Below are 16,722 nucleotides of genomic sequence, written 5' to 3'. Positions count from 1 at the left end.
CTCCGCCCCCCCCCTCCCCCCCCCCCGCCCCCCCCCCCCCCCCCCCCCCCCCCCCCCCCCCCCCCCCCCCCCCCCCCCCCCCCCGCTGGGCGGGAGGGAGGGTGCGGCCCCGCTCCCGGGGCCGCCGAAGGCGGCATCGGCCAAAGATCAGCCCCGCCGGCGTTTGAGGCGCGGGGGTCCGGGGGCCGGCCCCCGGCAGCGGTGCCGCACCCGGACCCGGCGGGACCGGGCGGGGGTCAGTCGACGGCCGCCGTGAGGCGGACCGCGGGGATCCGCAGCGCCAGCCAGGCCGGGACCAGTACGGCCGCCAGCGCGACCACCGTGCAGGCCCCGGCGGTGGCCAGGAACGGCACCAGCGGCACCGCCACCTGGGCTCCCGCGACCAGTTGCTGGAGGGCGGCCCACAGCCCCGTGAGGCTGACCGCGACCACCCCCGCCGCCAGGAGCCCGCCGACGGCCACGACCAGCAGGGACTCGCCCGCCACCATCGCCAGGAGCTGGCGCGGGGTGGAGCCGGTGAGCCGGAGCAGGGCGAACTCCCGGCTGCGCCTGCGGGTGGACATCACCAGGGTGTTGGCCACGGCCACGCCGGTGTAGAGGACCGCGATGCCGCCGATGACGTACAGCGCCATCCTGGCGTCGTCCTCGCGCTTGGTGTCGCCGGCCGCAGTCCACGCGGCGATCGGCACGGCCCGCGCGGCCTGCCCCTTGAGCAGTGCGTCGAGCTGGGTGCGGACGGCCTCCGGGTCGGCGCCCTCCTTGAGCTTCACGTAGACCGCGCTGGGCAGTTCGCTGCCGGCGTGGCCCGGGGTGAGCACCGCGCCGTTGCCGCTCGTACTGGTCTTGAAGACGGCGGCGACGGTCAGCTCGTGCTTGGTTCCGTCACCCATCCACACGTCGACCTTGTCGCCGACCTCGCGGTTCCAGGACTGGTCGACTGCGATGGAGCCGTCGTCGAGCTTGCGGGCGTCGCCCTCGACCACGGGCAGGCCGAGCACGTTCCCGATGGCCGACGGGTCGACGGTCTCGGCGGAGTACGGGATCAGCGCGCCGCCGCCGGAGGGGTCGGAGAAGGCGTCCGGTCCGGGAACGGTGAAGACGGTGGTCGGGGTGGTGGCGGCGACCGAGATCCCCGGCAGCGCGGACACCTTGTCGACGACCTCCCGGGTCAGCCCGGGGGCGTGCGCCGGGGCGACCACGAAGTCGGCACTGGCCACCCGGCTCTCGGCCTCCTTGGCGCGGGCGCCCTCCAGCGAGCCGGAGGTGCTCCACAGCGAGCACACCAGGCCGACGGTGATCAGCACCGGCGCGGCGGTGGAGGCGGTCCTGCGCACGGAGGTGACGGTGTTGGCCCGCACCAGCATGGCCCCGGCCCCGCGGGTCCAGGCGACCGGCGCCGTGGCGAGCTTCGCGAGCAGCGGGATCACGACGGGCGAGAGCAGGGCGAAGGCGAGGATCAGCGCGGGGCCGACGGAGGTGGCCAGGCTCGCCCAGTACAGCGGCGGCAGCAGCGGGGCGACGGCGATCAGGGCGATGCCCGCGGTGAGGGCGGCCAGCCCGCCCAGCCAGCGCGGCCAGGTCATGGTCTTGGTCTCGACGGCGGCTTCGCGCAGCGCCTCGATCGGCCGGACCCGGCCGGCCCGCAGGGCGGCGGCCCCGGCGCCGACCACCGCGAGGAGGACCCCGAGGAGGAAGACGACGGCCAGTACGACGACGGAGACCGCGTCCACCGGGACGGTGAACCAGCTGGGCGCGACCCCCTCGGAGGCGAGCTTCTCGGCGAGCGCGGGCGCCGCGGCCAGGCCGAGCAGCACACCGGCCCCGGAGGCGATGGCGCCGACGCCGACGGCCTCGGTGAGCACGAGGCGGCGCACCTGCTGCGGGGTCGCGCCGGACACCCGGAAGAGGGCGAGTTCACGGCGGCGCTGGGCGACGGAGAAGGCGAAGGTGGAACCGACGACGAAGACGGAGACGAAGCCGCCGACGCCGGCCGCCATGCCGAGCATGGTGGAGACGCCGATCAGCGCGGACTCGTCCGCGCGGTACTGCGGGTCGGCCTGGCCGCGGTCGGTGCCGGTCAGCACCTCGCCGCGGGAGCCCACGGCCGCCCGTACCGCTTCGGCCCCGCCGTCCAGCACCAGTGCGTCGACCCGCGGCGAGAGCCGCGCGGCCTCGGCGTCGGTGAAGAACACCGCCTGCTCGAAGGGGAGTTCCGCGACCGTCCCGGCCACCGTGTACGGCTTCTGGCCCTGGGCCGTCTGTACGAGGACCCGCGCGCCCGGGGCCGCACCGGACCCGGCGCCGACCACGACCTGGTCGTCGCCGGCCGGGGCCTGCCCGGCCGACAGACGGTAGCCGCCGAAGCCGGCCGAGCTCCACGGGTGGCCGACCTGGGTGGACGGGCCGCCCGCGAGCTGGGCGTAGAAGCTGCGGTCCACGGTCGCCCTGCCGGTGGCGGACACGTCCGCCACCACCTCGGCGGGCAGCCCCCGGGGCTCCTCCAGCGGCAGGCTCTGCGTGCCGCCCCAGTCGGCGGGGACGGTGAGGTCGGGCGCGGCCCGGACGACGACCTGGGCCTGGGCGAACCGGCCCGGTCCCCGGTCGGGGCTGTTGGTGGTGGCGGCGAGCACGAGACCCATGGCGGACATCAGCCCCACACCCAGGGCGAGCGCCAGGAAGGTCCCGCCGAATGCGGCCCACCTGCTGCGCAGGGTGAGCCAGGCGATGTTCAGCATGTGCAGTACTCCAGTGGGGGTTTGGGACGGCAGCCGGGCCGGCCGGTGTCACCGGCCGGCCCGGTCATACCGACGTTGTCACAGGAACCGCCGGAGCGGTGGGGGTCGCCGGAAGGAAGTCGTCGATCCGTACGCCGATCCGCCACCGCTCGGCCTGGTCCGCGACCCAGCGCGCGAGCGCGAGGTCGAGGACGGGCAGGTCGGACGGCGAGTACACGGTGACCCGCCCGGGGTCGGGACGGACGGCGCCCGGGTCGCGCAGCAGTGCGCCGATCGGGGCCGTCACGAACTCCCGTCCACCGGTGGCCAGTTCGGCCAGGTGCAGGGAGGTGCGCTCGCGGCAGGCGTGGTCCGCGTCGTCGACGATGTTGCGGGCGCCGAGGACCGCTTCGACGGTGAGGTCGCGCGCGGAGAGGTGCAGGACCGTGGCGCCGGGGCGGGCCGCCGCCAGACCGAGGTGGGGGGTGTCGGCGGCGGTGGCCAGGGAGACCAATCCGTGGGCTGCCAGGGCCTCTTCGGGCGTGTCGGCGTACTGGACGCCGGCGCCCGGGACGATCTTTCGGGCCTCGCGGGCGAAGGCGATCGTCCGCTCCTCGTCGGGGTCGAAAAGGGTGAGCTCGATCAGCGAGTGGAAGCGCGCCTTGACGAAACGCAGCACTTCCAGGTTGACCGGGCCGAGTCCGACGAGGGCGAGGCCGCGCGGTTCGGGTTCGGTGCAGAGCAGCCCGGCGGCCAGGCCCGCCGAGGCGCCGGCGCGCTTGGCCAGGATGATCGAGGCCTCGACGAACGCCTCGGGGCCGCCGCCGGCCGGGGAGTCGAGCACGATGCCGGCGCCGGCGCGGGCGGTGCCCCTGGAGACGCTGCCGGAGCAGTGCGCGATGCCCGCGTCGTGGAGCCTGTGGGCGTCCGCGAGGACCTGGAGCACCTCCGGCTCCTTGCGCTTGAGGATGTCGCGTACTTCGCGGTGTCCGACGATCAGCACAGCACCGTCTCCCTCAGCAGCTCGCCGGCCGCGAAGCCGCGGGCCGGGTCCTTCCAGAGGTGGGCGACCTCGCCGAAGTGCCTGCGCACCCAGTTGTCGTTGTAGATGGTGTCGAGGTAGCGGTCGCCGCCGTCCGGGAGGACGAGGACGACGTTCGAGCCGGGTTCGATGGCCGGGGCGAGCCGCTCCAGCGCGGAGACGACTCCGCCGGAGGAGCCGCCGGCCAGGATCGCCTCGCGCCGCACCAGCCGGCGGCAGCCGACGACGCAGTCCAGGTCGGTGACGTGCAGGACCCGGTCGGCGTCGCCGCGGCGCAGCAGCGGCGGCCGTACGGAGGCGCCGTGGCCGGGGATGAGCCGGGGGCAGGCCACGGGCGAGTCGAAGAGCACGCTGCCGAGGGCGTCGACGGCGTTGACGGTGGTGTTCATGCCGGTGCGCCGGATGTACTCGGCGCAGCCGCCCAGGGTGCCGCTGGTGCCGGCGGCGACGATGAGCTGGTCGACCTTGCCGTCGAGGGCTTCGGCGATCTCGGCCATCGTGGTCTCGTGGGCGAGCCGGTTGCGCGGGTTGGCGTACTGGTCGGGCCAGTACGCGTACGGGGTGGAGGCGAGCAGGTCGGCGACGCGGCGCAGCCGCATGGGCAGCAGTTCGCCGGTCACCGGGTCGGGTTCGGTGATGATCTCGACCTCGGCGCCGTAGGCGTCCAGGATCGCGATGTTCTGCTCGGTGGTGCGGGCGTCGACCACGCAGATCAGGCGCAGGTCGAAGTACGCGCACAGTTGGGCGAGTCCGATGGCGAGGTTGCCCGAACTGGACTCGATCACGGTGGACTTGCCGGGGATGAGCTCCCCGGACCGGATGCGGCCCAGGACCATGCTCAGCGCGGAGCGGTCCTTGACGCTGCCGCCGGGGTTGAAGCGTTCGATCTTGGCGAAGACGCGCGAGGTGAACCCCGGTACGACTCGCTCCAGTTCGACGAGCGGGGTTCCTCCCACCGTCGACAGGATTCCCTTGAGCCCCGGAGCAGCCAGGTGCCCGGCGGCGGCCTTCCTTTCGTACGCCATGTGATGCAGCCATCCTCTGCTGGGGTCGCGGGACGTGCGGGACGCGCCCCGGCCCCCGCCGCCGAGCGGCGGCAGGGGCACGGGTCGTGGGGTGGCACGGTCAGGCGTTGTTGCCGTTGTCGTTGTTGTTGTTGCTGTTCACGTTGTTGTTGTTCAGGTTGTTGTTGTTGAGGTTGTTGTTCGAGTTGTTGTTGTTCAGGTTGTTGTTGAGGTTGTTGTTGCTCATATGAGTTCCTCTCGTCGGGCGGACGGTGCTGCCCTGTAGCAGCGGATTCAGATTGGCCGGGGCGGCTATACGTGAGCCATACGGCGCGAGCGCGGGCCATTGACATCCCCTATAGGGGCGTCATAGCGGGGGTCCCGAGTCTTTTCGGCATCCACTCGATCACCCTGCTCCGGAAGAGAGACCGCTCATGACTGTGACCGGCACCGACGCACGCATCCAGAAAGTCGTCATCCTCGGTGGCGGCACCGCCGGCTGGATGACCGCCGCCTACCTCGGCAAGGCCCTGCAGGGCACTGTGGACATCACGGTGCTGGAGGCCCCCGCGATCCCACGGATCGGTGTCGGCGAGGCGACGGTCCCCAACCTGCACCGCGCGTTCTTCGACTTCCTCGGCATCAACGAGGACGAGTGGATGCGGGAGTGCAACGCCAGCTTCAAGATGGCGGTGCGCTTCGTGAACTGGCGCACCGGCGGGGAGGGCGAGGCCGGCGCCCGCGAGCTGGAGGCGGGCGGTCCGGACCACTTCTACCACCCCTTCGGCCTGCTCCCGGACTACGACCAGACCCCGCTCTCTCACTACTGGTTCAAGCGCAAGCACGAGGGCCTGACCACCGAGCCGTTCGACTACGCCTGCTTCCGCGAGCCCCCCGTCATGGACGCCCTGAAGTCCCCGCGCTGGATGGACGGCCGCCCGGCCACCCGCTACGCCTGGCACTTCGACGCGGCCCTCGTCGCGGACTTCCTGAGAAGATTCGCCACCGAGAAGCTGGGGGTCAATCACGTCCAGGACGAGATGACCGAGGTCCAGAAGGACGAGCGCGGATTCGTCACGGCCCTGCGGACCAAGGGCGGCCTCACCCTCGACGCCGACCTGTTCGTCGACTGCTCCGGCTTCCGCGGCCTGCTGATCAACAAGGCCATGGGCGAACCGTTCATCGACATGAGCGACCACCTCCTGTGCGACAGCGCGGTGGCCACCGCCGTCCCGCACGACGACGCCGCCAACGGCATCGAGCCGTACACCTCGGCCATCGCCATGAAGTCGGGCTGGACCTGGAAGATCCCGATGCTCGGCCGCTTCGGCACCGGCTACGTCTACTCCAGCAAGTTCGCCACGCAGGACGAGGCCACCGAGGAGTTCTGCAAGCTCTGGAACCTCGACCCGGAGACGACGAAGTTCAACCACGTCCGCTTCCGCGTCGGCCGCAACGAGCGCGCCTGGGTCAAGAACGTCGTCAGCATCGGCCTGTCCTCCGCCTTCCTGGAGCCGCTGGAGTCGACCGGCATCTACTTCATCACCGCCGCGATCTACCAGCTCGCCAAGCACTTCCCTGACCGCAACTTCACCCCGGCCCTCGTCGACGCGTTCAACCACGAGATCGAGGTGATGTTCGACGACACCCGCGACTTCATCCAGGCGCACTTCTACTACGCCCCGCGCAACGACACCCCGTTCTGGCAGGCCAACAAGGAGCTCACGCTCCCGAAGAACATCCAGGAGAAGATCGCCGCGTACAAGGCGGGCCTGCCGATCAACTCGCCGATCACCGACGAGTCCACGTACTACGGCAACTTCGAGGCCGAGTTCCGCAACTTCTGGACCAACGGCAGCTACTACTGCATCTTCGCCGGCCTCGGCCTGGAGCCGGACGCCCCGCTGCCCTCCCTCGCGCACAAGCCGGAGTCGGTCGCCGGAGCCGAGCCGCTGTTCCACACGGTCAAGCGCCAGCAGCAGAACCTGCTGGAGACCCTGCCCAGCACCTACGACTACCTGCGCCAGCTGCACGGCAAGCAGTAGTCGCTCCCCCGCACGGCCCGGCCGCCCGGATCTCCCCCCTCCGGCCGGCCGGGCCGTGCTGCTCCCGGGCGGCGCGTACGCCCGTACCGCCCGTACGCCCGTACCGCCCGCCCGGCTCGCGCAGCCGACCCGCACCTCCCACTCAGGAGCCCGACATGCCCGAAGCAGTGCCACACACGCCGGCCGCGGAGGCCGACATACGGCCGTTCATGGCCGGCTTCCCGACCGGCGTCACCGTACTGACCACCCTCGACGAGAACGCCGAACCCCGCGGGATGACCTGCAGCTCGCTCGCGAGCGTCGCCCTGTCCCCGGCCACCGTCATGGTCGGCGTCCGTACCGCCAGCCCGACCCTGGAGTCCATCCTGGCGGGCGGCCAGTTCGCCATCAACCTGCTCCACGAGCGGGCCCGCGCCACCTCCGACCTCTTCGCCTCGGCAGCCGCCGACCGCTTCGGCGTCACCGAGTGGCGCCTGCCCCTCGGCGCCGGCGGACCGCACCTGACGGCCGACGCCCACGCCACGGCCGACTGCCGGGTCATCCGTACGATGCCCTTCGGCGACCACACCGCCGTCTTCGCCCGCGTCGAGCGCGTCACCCTGCGCGATACGGACGACGCACCACTGCTCTACGGCCGCCGGCGGTACGCCGCGTGGTCCGCCGCCGTCCGGGAGGGAGCCACCAGCCATGGCCGCAGGACCTGACCCACTGCCCGCCGTACTGCTCGCCGTACCGGCCGTGATCCTGGCGTGCCGGGCGGGAGCGAGCCTGGTGCGCCGCTTCGGCCAGCCGGCGGTCATCGGCGAGATCGCCACCGGCATCCTGCTCGGGCCCTCGCTCCTCGGCTGGCTCTGGCCCGCCTCGCAGACCTGGCTGTTCCCGCCCCACGTCATCCCCTTCACCGGGATGCTCGGCAACATCGGGCTGCTCGCCTTCATGTTCCTGGTCGGCCTCGAACTCGACCTCAAGGCGCTGCGCGGCCACAGCCGCACCGCCTTCGGGGTGAGCGGTGCCAGCATCGCCCTGCCGCTGGCCCTGGGCGTCCCGCTGGCCCTCGGGCTGTACGCGGGCTACGCCCCCGAGGGCGTCGGCCGGCTGCCGTTCGTGCTGTTCGTCGCCGTCTCGGTCAGCGTCACCGCCTTCCCCGTGCTCGCCCGGATCCTCACCGACCGCGGGATGTACGCCACCCCGACCGGGGCGCTCGCGATGGCGTGCGCGGCCGTCGACGACGTGGCCGCCTGGTGCCTGCTCGCCGTGGTCGTCGCCGTCAGCACCAGCAGCTCGGCCATGGGCGCGGTGGCCACCGCGGCGCTCACCGTCGGCTTCGTGGTGCTGATGCTGAAGGTCGTACGTCCGCTGCTCGCCCGGATCACGGCCCGCGCGGACGGGGACGGCCCGGACTCCGACACCGCCCACCGCGACGGCGTGCTCCTCGCGGTGCTCTTCAGCGGCCTGTGCCTGGCCGCGCTGGCCACCGACCGGATCGGGATCCACGCGCTGTTCGGCGCGTTCCTCTTCGGGGTCGTCACCCCGCGGGGCAACGCCGCGGTCGCGCGCAGCGCCGGTCGGCTGCGCGCGGTCACCGTGCCGCTGCTGCTCCCGCTGTTCTTCGTGCACACCGGGCTGAAGACCGACCTGGCCCTGCTGGCCGCCGATCCGATGCAGTGGCTGTGGGCGGGCGCGGTGCTCGTCGTCGCGGTCTGCGGCAAGTGGGGCGGGGCCGCGCTCGCGGCGCGCGCCACCGGACGGCCGTGGTCGCAGGCCATGACGCTGGGCGCGCTGATGAACTGCCGGGGCCTGACGGAGCTGGTGGTGCTCAACATCGGCCTGGAGCTGGGCGTGATCGGTCCGGAGCTCTTCACCATGCTGGTGCTGATGGCGCTGGTGACCACGGCGGTCACGGCGCCGGCCGTGGACCGGCTGGAGCGCCGGCGCGCGAAGTCGCAGTCCCCGGAACTGGCCGTGGTCCCGGATCCGGGACCGGCGCCGGAGCCCGTGGCCGGGCCGGTCGGGCAGCAGGTGCCGCAGCTGACCCGGACCTGACACCGGGTTCCGCCGTCCGTGGTGCGCGCCCGCCGGTGGCCGCGCGGATCCGCCCGTACCGGCCGAACCGTCCCCTCCCGGACGGAAGGCACGGGCAGATCCGGCGCGGCCACCGGAAGCACGGCGGGGCGCGGGCTCGTGGCCCGCGCCCTCCCCCGAATACGCCGTGGAACCACTGTGCCTGTTCGGCATATGCTCCAGCCGTTCGGAGGGCATCGTCTTGGTGCCTTGCGGGAATACGAGGGGTTTACGAACAGCCACAGGCCGGGACGAATATGGACATGCCAGCGGATGCTTCCCTTCCTCCGGAGGGCGACCGGCTGAGCCCTGCGGCCCGCCACCTGTACGCCTTCGCGGTCGAGCAGCGCTCCTTCACCGCGGCGGAGGCCACCGCCGCCCTTGGTGCGCCGGCCGGCCCCGCGATCGCCGAGCTCTCCTCGGCCCACCTGCTCCAACGCGTCCCGGACGGCGTCGGCCCCGACGCCGCCGAGCGGTGGGGCGCGGTGTCCCCGCGCGCCGCCGCCGCCCGTTCGCTGGCCCCGCTGGCCCTGCGCGTACGCGACACCCACGACGAGATGGACCGCCTGCGCGGCCTGCTGGAGGCGCTGGTCCCGGCGTACGAGGCGGGCAGCGCGGGACGCGGCCTGGACCGGGCGGAGCACTTGGAGCTGATCACCGACCCCGCCGCCATCCAGCACCTGATCGGGCACATGCTCGCCTCGGCGGAGCACGAGGTACTGACCTCCCACCCGGGCGGCGGCCGCCCCACCCGGGTCCTGGAGCAGGCGATCGACCGGGACGAGGCGCTCCTGGGCCGGGGCGTGCGGATGCGCACGATCTACCAGCACACCGCCCGCTATTCGCGCCCGACCGCCGCGTACGTGGAGCGGGTCGCGGCCCGCGGCGGCCAGGTCCGCACCCTCTGCGACGGCCTGATGCGGATGATCCTCATCGACCAGCACACCGGGATCATGGCCGTCCGCGACGACACCGCCGCCGCGCTCGTGGTGCGCGAGCCGAACGTCGTCGACTTCATGGTGCAGGCCTTCGAGCGCTCCTGGGTCGAGGCCGAGCCCTTCGCCACGACGGTCGGCCCGGACCAGGCCCGGTCCATCTCCGACGAGTTGCGCCAGAACATCGTCCGGCTCCTCGCGGAGGGGCTGGAGGACAAGGTCATCGCCCGTCGCCTCGGCATGTCGGAGCGCACCTGCCAGCGCCACATCGCCGAGGTCATGCGCGCGGTGGGGGCCAAGTCCCGCTTCCAGGCGGGCTTCCTGCTGTCGGCCGCCGCGGGTGCGGGGACGGGTGCGGGCCCCGGTCCGTCCGCCCTCAGAGCTCCGGGATCAGCCGCCCCCGACGGGACAGCAGGAACCGCTTGAACTCCGCCACCGGCGGCGTGTCCGGATGCCCGTCGAGCCAGGCCACGCCGATCTCCCGGACCGCGCGCGGAGCCGTCACGGTCAGCTCGACCACGCCCGGCCTGGCCACCGCGGGCGGCGGCAGCAGGGCCACCCCCAGGCCCGCCGCGACGAGGCCGCGCAGGGTCTCGGCCTCCTCGCCCTCGAAGGCCACCCGGGGCGTGAACCCGGCCTCCGCGCACAGGTCGTCGGTGATCCGGCGCAGGCCGTAGCCGGGCTCCAGGGTCACGAAGGTCTCGTCCGCGGCCTCGGCCAGCCGGATCCGCTTGCGCCCGGCGAGCCGGTGGTCGTCGGGGACCACGAGCCGCAGCCGCTGCTCGTCGAGGCGGCGGGCCACCAGGTCGGGGGCGTCGGGCAGCGGCGAGGTCAGGCAGAGGTCGAGCTCGCCCGCGCGCAGCCGCTCCAGCATCGCCTCGCCGTAGTTCTGCACGAGGGAGAAGCGCACGCCCGGATGGTCGACGCGGAAGGCGCGGATCAGTCCGGGCACGGTCTCGGGTCCCAGGGTGTGCAGGAAGCCGAAGGCGACCTTCCCGAAGGCCGGGTCCGCGTCCTGCTGTACGGATCCGGCGGCGCGGGCGATCTCGGCGAGCGAGCGCTGCGCCGAGGCGAGGAAGGTCCGGCCCGCCGTGGTGAGGGCGACCGTACGGCCCTTGCGGGCGAACAGTGTGACGCCGAGGTCCTGTTCGAGCCGGACCATGGCCCGGGAGAGGGTGGACTGGGGGACGCCCAGTTCGTGCGCGGCGCGGGTGACGTGCTCGTGCCGGGCCACGGCGACGAAGTACGCGAGGCGGGGGGCCAGCACGCTTGTCACGGCCATGTCTTCTTCGTAACGGTTCATTGACGGGCGACCCTCTGAGCTGTGGTGATGCACCAGTGGATCGATTATCGCAATCTTGTGCATTGGACGCATGAAAAACCGCGGCCTACGGTTTTCCCATGCCTCCCGCTCATACCGGGGCACCCGTCACCACGGGTGCCTCCACCTCGCCGTCCCCCGCACCGGAGTTCGAAGCCCACTCCCCCGGCAGCCCCGACTACCGCCGCCTGAGCCTCGCGCTCTTCGCCGCCGGACTGGCCACCTTCGCCCTCCTCTACTCCACCCAGGCGCTGCTGCCCGCGATCTCCGAGGGCTTCGGGGTGACGGCGGGTCAGGCAAGCTGGACCGTGTCCGCGGCCACCGGAGCGCTCGCTCTGTTCGTCCTGCCGCTCAGCGCCCTGTCCGAGCGGTTCGGCCGGACCCGGATGATGACCTGGTCGATGGCGGTGGCCGTCGGCGTCGCGCTCCTCGTCCCCTTCGCGCCGAACCTGGAGTGGCTGGTCGCGCTGCGCGCCGTCCAGGGCGCGGCGATCGCGGGCATCCCCGCCTCCGCGATGGCGTACCTGGCCGAGGAGGTCAAGCCGAAGGCACTGGTCGCCGCGATCGGCCTGTTCGTGGCGGGCAACTCCATCGGCGGCATGAGCGGCCGCCTCGTCACCGGCTGGGCGGCCCAGGCGTGGGGCTGGCGGGCGGCCCTGTTCACGGTCGGCGCCCTGTCCCTGGCGTGCGCCGCCGCCTTCCTCGTCCTGCTGCCCCGGGCCCGGTTCTTCCGCCCGGCCTCGCTGAACCCGCGCGCGGTGGGCCGTACCGTCGCCGGTCACCTGCGCGACCCGCTGCTGCTGCGGCTGTACGGGATCGGCGCGCTGTTCATGACCGTGTTCGGCGCCGTGTACACCGTCATCGGCTACCGCCTCGTGGAGGAGCCGTTCTCCCTCGGGCAGGGCGTGATCGGCTCGATCTTCCTGATCTACCTGGTGGGTACGGTCTCCTCCGCGGCCGCCGGCCGGCTGGTGGGCCGGGTGGGCCGGCGCGGCGCGCTCTACCTGGCGGTCACCACCACCGCACTGGGCCTGCTGATGTCCCTCTCGCAGTCGCTGGCGGTGATCCTGCTTGGCCTGGTCCTGATCACGGCCGGGTTCTTCGCGGGCCACGCGGTGGCCGCGGCGGCGGTGAGCCGTACGGCGAGGACGGGCCGCGCCCAGGCCTCCGCGCTCTACCAGTCGGCGTACTACCTCGGCTCCAGCGCCGGCGGCACCCTGGGCGCGCTCGCCTACCACTCGGCGGGCTGGGCCGCGACGGCCGGCATCGCCCTGCTCGCGGTGCTCGGCGTCGTCTCGATCACCTTGTACGGGTCCCGCGCGGCCCGCGCGGAGCGCCGCCTCGGCCCGCTGGTGGCCGCACGCTGATACGGCCGCGCGCGCAGCGCCCGTACGGCATCGGTACGAGCGGAATTACGGAGCCCGGAGGCGCAAGCCGCCCCGGGCTCCGGCGCGTTGCCCCTCGCCGCCGGGAAGGGATGGAGGCGGGAGGGAGTCCGACGTGAAGAACATGCGGATGCGTACGGGGCGACGTGCGGCGGCTGTGGTCTGCGGGGCGGTGGCGCTCGCGGTCCCGCTGGTGGTCGGCGGGGGCGGGGCGGCGCGGGCCGCCGGCTCATGCAATGTGACGACGGGGCCGTACCAGCGGCAGGTGGAGCAGTTCCTGGGGCGGCCGGTCGACGGGCGGCAGTCCGCGGCGGACTGCCAGGCCATCAAGGCCTTCCAGGCGAAGCACGGGATCACCCCGACCGCGGGGTACGCCGGGCCGCTGACCTGGCAGACGATGAGCACCATGCTGGCGCAGCGGGCGGCGGGCACGACACCGAACAAGGACGGGAAGTGCCCGGTGAACCTGGGCCGGATCGCCTGCGTCGACCTGACCCGCCAGCTCAGCTGGGTGCAGGACGGCGCCACGCTGAAGTACGGCCCGGTGCCGGTCCGCACCGGGAAGGACGGCACCGAGACCCGGACCGGGCACAAGCGGATCTACTACCGCAACATCGACCACTGGTCGACGATCTACGACGTGGCCATGCCGTACGCGCAGTTCTTCGACAACGGGATCGCCTTCCACTCCGTCGGGAAGAGCATGTGGAACCCGCCGGGGTCCGGCGGCTGCGTGAACATGCGGCCCACGGACGCGAAGGCGTACTGGAACCTGCTGGCCAAGGGCGACGACGTGTACGTCTACGGCCGCAAGCCCGGTACCTAGCGAGGGCTTTCCGGCTGCGGCTGTCGGAGCCGTCCGGTAGTTTCCGAAGTATCGGGCACTACACGGGGGATCGACGGACATGACAGACACGGCGACCGGCAGCGACCTCGATGCGGCGATGGACCGCCACCGGGTCGAACTCACCGGCTACTGCTACCGGATGCTCGGGTCCTCCTTCGACGCCGAGGACGCGGTGCAGGACACCTACATCCGCGCCTGGCGCAGCTACGAGAAGTTCGAGGGCCGCTCCTCGCTGCGCTCGTGGCTGTACCGGATCGCCACCAACGTCTGTCTGGACCTGCTGAAGGCGGGGAACAAGCGGGCCCGCCCCATGGACCTCACCGCCCCGCAGCACCAGGCCTCCGCCGTGCTGAACGAGCGGCCCGAGGTGACCTGGCTGGAGCCGGTCCCGGACGGCCGGGTGCTGCCGCAGACCGCCGACCCGGCGGAGATGGCGCTGGCGAAGGAGTCCGTACGCCTCGCGTTCGTGGCCGCGCTCCAGCACCTGCCGGCGAAGCAGCGGGCCGTGCTGATCCTGCGCGAGGTGCTGGCCTGGAAGGCCGACGAGGTCGCCGCGCTGCTGGAGACCACCGTGGCCTCGGTGAACAGCGCGCTCCAGCGGGCCCGGGCGACGCTGTCCGCCACCCGCATCCGCGAGAGCGAGGCGGCGGATCCCCTGGACACCGACCAGGCGAAGCTGCTGGAGCAGTACCTCTCCGCCTTCGAGGCGTACGACATCACCCGGCTCACCGCCCTCCTGCACGAGGACGCGGTGCTGTCGATGCCGCCGTTCGACCTGTGGCTCCGGGGCCACGAGGACATCGCGGCGTGGCACCTCAACCAGGGCATCGGCTGCAAGGGATCGCGCCTGCTCCCGACGACGGCGAACGGCATGCCGGCCTTCGGCCAGTACCGGCCGCGGGAGGACGGGCAGCCGGGTCACGTGCCGTGGGCGCTCCAGGTCCTGGAGGTCTCAGACGGCCGGATCACCGGTCTCAACGCCTTCCTGGACACCGCCCGGTGGTTCCCCCTCTTCGGCCTCCCCGAGCAGATCGAGGAGTCCGACGAGGTCCAGCAGGGCGCGTAGCCGGCCGTCGGCCGCGACGACCCGGAAGGGCCGCCCGGCGGCGGTGAGCCTCAGCCGGGCCAGCACCTCGACCGCCGCCAGGCCGGGCAGGGTGACCGCCGCCGCGTCGCACACCACGGCCGCCGCCCCGTCCTCGTACAGCTGCGTCAGCCGGGCGCAGAGCAGGGCCGCGTCCCGCCGGGTCGGGCCGGGGCCGGGCAGTACCAGTCGGGTCATCTCCACGCAGGGGTGACTGCCCGGGCCCGCGGAACTCATCGATGATCGAAGTCAGGAATCGTCAGGCGTGGGAAAGAGCGAGGTGTCGATGTCCACGTCGAAGGGCGCGGGCAGGTGGAAGTGCTCACCGAACTTTCCGACGTGCAGGACTCGGTACAAGTCACCCCGCGGCTCGCCGTGAAGCGTCAGTGTGGGTCCCAGGGGCGCAAAGGCGTCGATGAGCAGATAGAGCGGAACACCGGCCTGTGCGTATCCCACGAGCTTTTTGAGGCGGTCATGCTTGGCGTTGTAGGGGGACGTGATTTCGACGACGAGCTCTGCCGCGCCTGCCGGGATGAAGGGCGCCCCTTCCACGACGGCGTCAGGCGCAACCAGTAGATCGGGGATGTAGAGCCCTGACTTGGATGGGACAACGACCCCAAGAGTCTGGTGAAGACCCCAGTCCTCAGGAATCACTGCCTGCAAACAGCGCATCAGTTTCGCTGCAATCAGGCTGTGGTTGCCGGTCGGCGGTGGTGCCACGGTGACGATCCCTTCGATGATCTCCACCGTCAAGCCCTCCGACCAGTCCGTCTCCTCCCAGAAACGGACGACCGAGTCCCAGTCGTCACCGCTCGGAGGCTGGTGCTCGACTGCGAGTGCGCTCATGGTGTGCTCCTATCGCTTCGTCACCGATCCCAGCATGCCGAACGGGACCGGCGCAGGTCCACCGGTCCCGTTCACCCGAGTGGGAAGCCGCAGGTCAGGCGATGCGGTCCAGCACGATCGGCGTGGCGGAGAAGGCCGTGCCCGCCGGGGCGATGTCGAAGGTGCCCTCCAGGGAGGCGAGGGCGTACTCGAACTTCTCCGGGGTGTCCGTGTGCAGCGTCATCAGCGGCTGGCCCGCGGTCACCGTGTCGCCCGGCTTCGCGTGCAGCTCGATGCCCGCGCCCGCCTGCACCGGGTCCTCCTTGCGCGCGCGGCCGGCGCCCAGGCGCCACGCGCCGACGCCGACGCCGTACGCGTCGAGGCGCGTCAGCACGCCCGACTCCGGGGCGGTGACCACGTGCTGCTCGCGGGCAACGGGCAGCGCCGCGTCCGGGTCGCCGCCCTGAGCGGCGATCATCCGGCGCCAGTGGTCCATCGCGGAGCCGTCGGCCAGGGCCTTCGCCGGGTCGGCGTCCTTGATGCCCGCCGCCTCCAGCATCTCCTGGGCCAGCGCGATGGTCAGCTCGACCACGTCCGCCGGACCGCCGCCCGCCAGGACCTCCACTGACTCGCGGACCTCCAGCGCGTTTCCGGCCGTCAGGCCCAGCGGCGTGGACATGTCCGTCAGGAGCGCGACGGTCTTGACGCCCGAGTCGGTGCCGAGGCCCACCATGGTCCGCGCCAGTTCCCGCGCGTCCTCGATGTTCTTCATGAAGGCGCCGGTGCCGACCTTCACGTCCAGGACCAGCGAGCCCGTGCCCTCGGCGATCTTCTTGGACATGATCGAGGAGGCGATCAGCGGGATGGCCTCGACGGTGCCCGTCACGTCGCGCAGGGCGTAGAGCTTCTTGTCGGCCGGGGCCAGGCCGTCGCCCGCCGCGCAGATGACCGCGCCGGTGCTGTCCAGGACGTTCAGCATCTCCTCGTTGGAGAGCAGCGCGCGCCAGCCGGGGATGGACTCAAGCTTGTCCAGGGTGCCGCCGGTGTGGCCGAGCCCGCGGCCGGACAGCTGCGGCACGGCCGCACCGCAGGCGGCGACGAGCGGGGCCAGCGGCAGCGTGATCTTGTCGCCGACGCCGCCGGTGGAGTGCTTGTCGGCGGTCGGGCGCGACAGCGAGTCGAAGTTCATGCGCTCACCGCTGGCGATCATCGCGGCGGTCCAGCGGGCGATCTCCGTACGGTTCATGCCGTTGAGCAGGATGGCCATGGCCAGCGCCGACATCTGCTCGTCGGCGACGACGCCGCGGGTGTACGCGTCGATGACCCAGTCGATCTGCTCCGGGCTCAGCTCGCCGCGGTCCCGCTTCGTACGGATGACGGAGATGACGTCCATGATGTGCTTCCTTCTACGCGCATAGAGAGAGGGAGGGGTGTGGCAGGGGAGACAAGTACGACGGCC

General features: G+C 72.4%; 15 protein-coding genes. 7 read left to right on the top strand and 8 right to left on the bottom strand.

The window, feature by feature from the left end; all coding sequences use genetic code 11:
- Positions 1 to 236: 236 nt before the first annotated feature.
- From ACZ7GJ_RS13635 to ACZ7GJ_RS13620, 4 genes are all read right to left on the bottom strand, one after another.
- Positions 237 to 2,735 (bottom strand): FtsX-like permease family protein, encoded by a 2,499-nt coding sequence (locus ACZ7GJ_RS13635; protein ID WP_470751495.1) that lies wholly within the window; start codon positions 2,733 to 2,735, stop codon positions 237 to 239.
- Positions 2,736 to 2,799: 64 nt separating this feature from the next.
- Positions 2,800 to 3,717, bottom strand: a complete 918-nt coding sequence (locus ACZ7GJ_RS13630) for a Rossmann-fold NAD(P)-binding domain-containing protein (protein WP_470751494.1) — start codon at positions 3,715 to 3,717, stop codon at positions 2,800 to 2,802.
- A complete protein-coding gene (gene sbnA / locus ACZ7GJ_RS13625) occupies positions 3,711 to 4,781 on the bottom strand; it encodes a 2,3-diaminopropionate biosynthesis protein SbnA (RefSeq protein ID WP_365917705.1) in 1,071 nt (356 codons plus the stop codon). Before sbnA ends, ACZ7GJ_RS13630 begins: the two co-directional genes overlap by 7 nt.
- Positions 4,782 to 4,881: 100 nt before the next feature.
- A complete protein-coding gene (locus ACZ7GJ_RS13620) occupies positions 4,882 to 5,007 on the bottom strand; it encodes a hypothetical protein (RefSeq protein WP_470751493.1) in 126 nt (41 codons plus the stop codon).
- A gap of 187 nt (positions 5,008 to 5,194) precedes the next feature.
- Between ACZ7GJ_RS13620 and ACZ7GJ_RS13615 the strand changes: the two genes are divergently transcribed.
- From ACZ7GJ_RS13615 to ACZ7GJ_RS13600, 4 genes are all read left to right on the top strand, one after another.
- Positions 5,195 to 6,805 (top strand): tryptophan halogenase family protein, encoded by a 1,611-nt coding sequence (locus ACZ7GJ_RS13615; protein WP_470751492.1) that lies wholly within the window; start codon positions 5,195 to 5,197, stop codon positions 6,803 to 6,805.
- A 155-nt stretch (positions 6,806 to 6,960) separates the two neighbouring features.
- Positions 6,961 to 7,509, top strand: coding sequence for a flavin reductase family protein (locus ACZ7GJ_RS13610; protein ID WP_470751491.1), 549 nt, complete (start codon positions 6,961 to 6,963; stop codon positions 7,507 to 7,509).
- On the top strand, positions 7,493 to 8,848 hold the full coding sequence (locus ACZ7GJ_RS13605; protein ID WP_470751490.1) for a cation:proton antiporter: 1,356 nt from the start codon (positions 7,493 to 7,495) through the stop codon (positions 8,846 to 8,848). Before ACZ7GJ_RS13610 ends, ACZ7GJ_RS13605 begins: the two co-directional genes overlap by 17 nt.
- A gap of 281 nt (positions 8,849 to 9,129) precedes the next feature.
- A complete protein-coding gene (locus ACZ7GJ_RS13600) occupies positions 9,130 to 10,227 on the top strand; it encodes a LuxR C-terminal-related transcriptional regulator (RefSeq protein WP_470751489.1) in 1,098 nt (365 codons plus the stop codon).
- Here the strand turns inward: ACZ7GJ_RS13600 and ACZ7GJ_RS13595 are convergent.
- Entirely contained in the window at positions 10,178 to 11,140 is a 963-nt protein-coding gene (locus tag ACZ7GJ_RS13595; protein ID WP_470751586.1) for a LysR family transcriptional regulator, read from the bottom strand. The two genes, ACZ7GJ_RS13600 and ACZ7GJ_RS13595, sit on opposite strands and share 50 nt — an antisense overlap.
- Positions 11,141 to 11,202: 62 nt before the next feature.
- On the opposite strand from ACZ7GJ_RS13595, the gene ACZ7GJ_RS13590 reads away from it, so the two are divergent.
- From ACZ7GJ_RS13590 to ACZ7GJ_RS13580, 3 genes are all read left to right on the top strand, one after another.
- Positions 11,203 to 12,489 (top strand): MFS transporter, encoded by a 1,287-nt coding sequence (locus ACZ7GJ_RS13590; protein WP_470751488.1) that lies wholly within the window; start codon positions 11,203 to 11,205, stop codon positions 12,487 to 12,489.
- A 142-nt stretch (positions 12,490 to 12,631) separates the two neighbouring features.
- On the top strand, positions 12,632 to 13,333 hold the full coding sequence (locus ACZ7GJ_RS13585) for a L,D-transpeptidase family protein (protein ID WP_470751584.1): 702 nt from the start codon (positions 12,632 to 12,634) through the stop codon (positions 13,331 to 13,333).
- A gap of 79 nt (positions 13,334 to 13,412) precedes the next feature.
- Positions 13,413 to 14,420, top strand: coding sequence for a sigma-70 family RNA polymerase sigma factor (locus ACZ7GJ_RS13580; RefSeq protein ID WP_470751487.1), 1,008 nt, complete (start codon positions 13,413 to 13,415; stop codon positions 14,418 to 14,420).
- Here ACZ7GJ_RS13580 and ACZ7GJ_RS13575 read toward each other — a convergent pair.
- From ACZ7GJ_RS13575 to ACZ7GJ_RS13565, 3 genes are all read right to left on the bottom strand, one after another.
- Positions 14,307 to 14,636: an STAS domain-containing protein gene (locus ACZ7GJ_RS13575; RefSeq protein ID WP_470751583.1), complete on the bottom strand. Its 330-nt coding sequence runs from the start codon at positions 14,634 to 14,636 to the stop codon at positions 14,307 to 14,309. The genes ACZ7GJ_RS13580 and ACZ7GJ_RS13575 overlap by 114 nt on opposite strands.
- Before the next feature lie 51 nt (positions 14,637 to 14,687).
- Positions 14,688 to 15,284 (bottom strand): Uma2 family endonuclease, encoded by a 597-nt coding sequence (locus ACZ7GJ_RS13570; RefSeq protein ID WP_470751486.1) that lies wholly within the window; start codon positions 15,282 to 15,284, stop codon positions 14,688 to 14,690.
- 94 nt (positions 15,285 to 15,378) lie between these two features.
- Positions 15,379 to 16,656, bottom strand: coding sequence for a thymidine phosphorylase (locus tag ACZ7GJ_RS13565; protein ID WP_470751484.1), 1,278 nt, complete (start codon positions 16,654 to 16,656; stop codon positions 15,379 to 15,381).
- Positions 16,657 to 16,722 lie beyond the last annotated feature (66 nt).

Source organism: Streptomyces sp. NPDC037242, from assembly GCF_055604165.1.
This window is presented reverse-complemented; position numbering and strand designations above follow the sequence as displayed.

What these genes read in the sequence shown, in the direction of transcription:
- sbnA (WP_365917705.1), bottom strand. Translation starts at nt 4,781, where the DNA reads ATGGCGTACGAAAGGAAGGCCGCCGCCGGGCACCTGGCTGCTCCGGGG.
- ACZ7GJ_RS13585 (WP_470751584.1), top strand. Translation starts at nt 12,632, where the DNA reads ATGCGGATGCGTACGGGGCGACGTGCGGCGGCTGTGGTCTGCGGGGCG.
- ACZ7GJ_RS13580 (WP_470751487.1), top strand. Translation starts at nt 13,413, where the DNA reads ATGACAGACACGGCGACCGGCAGCGACCTCGATGCGGCGATGGACCGC.
- ACZ7GJ_RS13565 (WP_470751484.1), bottom strand. Translation starts at nt 16,656, where the DNA reads ATGGACGTCATCTCCGTCATCCGTACGAAGCGGGACCGCGGCGAGCTG.
- ACZ7GJ_RS13610 (WP_470751491.1), top strand. Translation starts at nt 6,961, where the DNA reads ATGCCCGAAGCAGTGCCACACACGCCGGCCGCGGAGGCCGACATACGG.
- ACZ7GJ_RS13590 (WP_470751488.1), top strand. Translation starts at nt 11,203, where the DNA reads ATGCCTCCCGCTCATACCGGGGCACCCGTCACCACGGGTGCCTCCACC.
- ACZ7GJ_RS13620 (WP_470751493.1), bottom strand. Translation starts at nt 5,007, where the DNA reads ATGAGCAACAACAACCTCAACAACAACCTGAACAACAACAACTCGAAC.
- ACZ7GJ_RS13615 (WP_470751492.1), top strand. Translation starts at nt 5,195, where the DNA reads ATGACTGTGACCGGCACCGACGCACGCATCCAGAAAGTCGTCATCCTC.
- ACZ7GJ_RS13605 (WP_470751490.1), top strand. Translation starts at nt 7,493, where the DNA reads ATGGCCGCAGGACCTGACCCACTGCCCGCCGTACTGCTCGCCGTACCG.
- ACZ7GJ_RS13570 (WP_470751486.1), bottom strand. Translation starts at nt 15,284, where the DNA reads ATGAGCGCACTCGCAGTCGAGCACCAGCCTCCGAGCGGTGACGACTGG.
- ACZ7GJ_RS13575 (WP_470751583.1), bottom strand. Translation starts at nt 14,636, where the DNA reads ATGACCCGACTGGTACTGCCCGGCCCCGGCCCGACCCGGCGGGACGCG.
- ACZ7GJ_RS13635 (WP_470751495.1), bottom strand. Translation starts at nt 2,735, where the DNA reads ATGCTGAACATCGCCTGGCTCACCCTGCGCAGCAGGTGGGCCGCATTC.
- ACZ7GJ_RS13600 (WP_470751489.1), top strand. Translation starts at nt 9,130, where the DNA reads ATGCCAGCGGATGCTTCCCTTCCTCCGGAGGGCGACCGGCTGAGCCCT.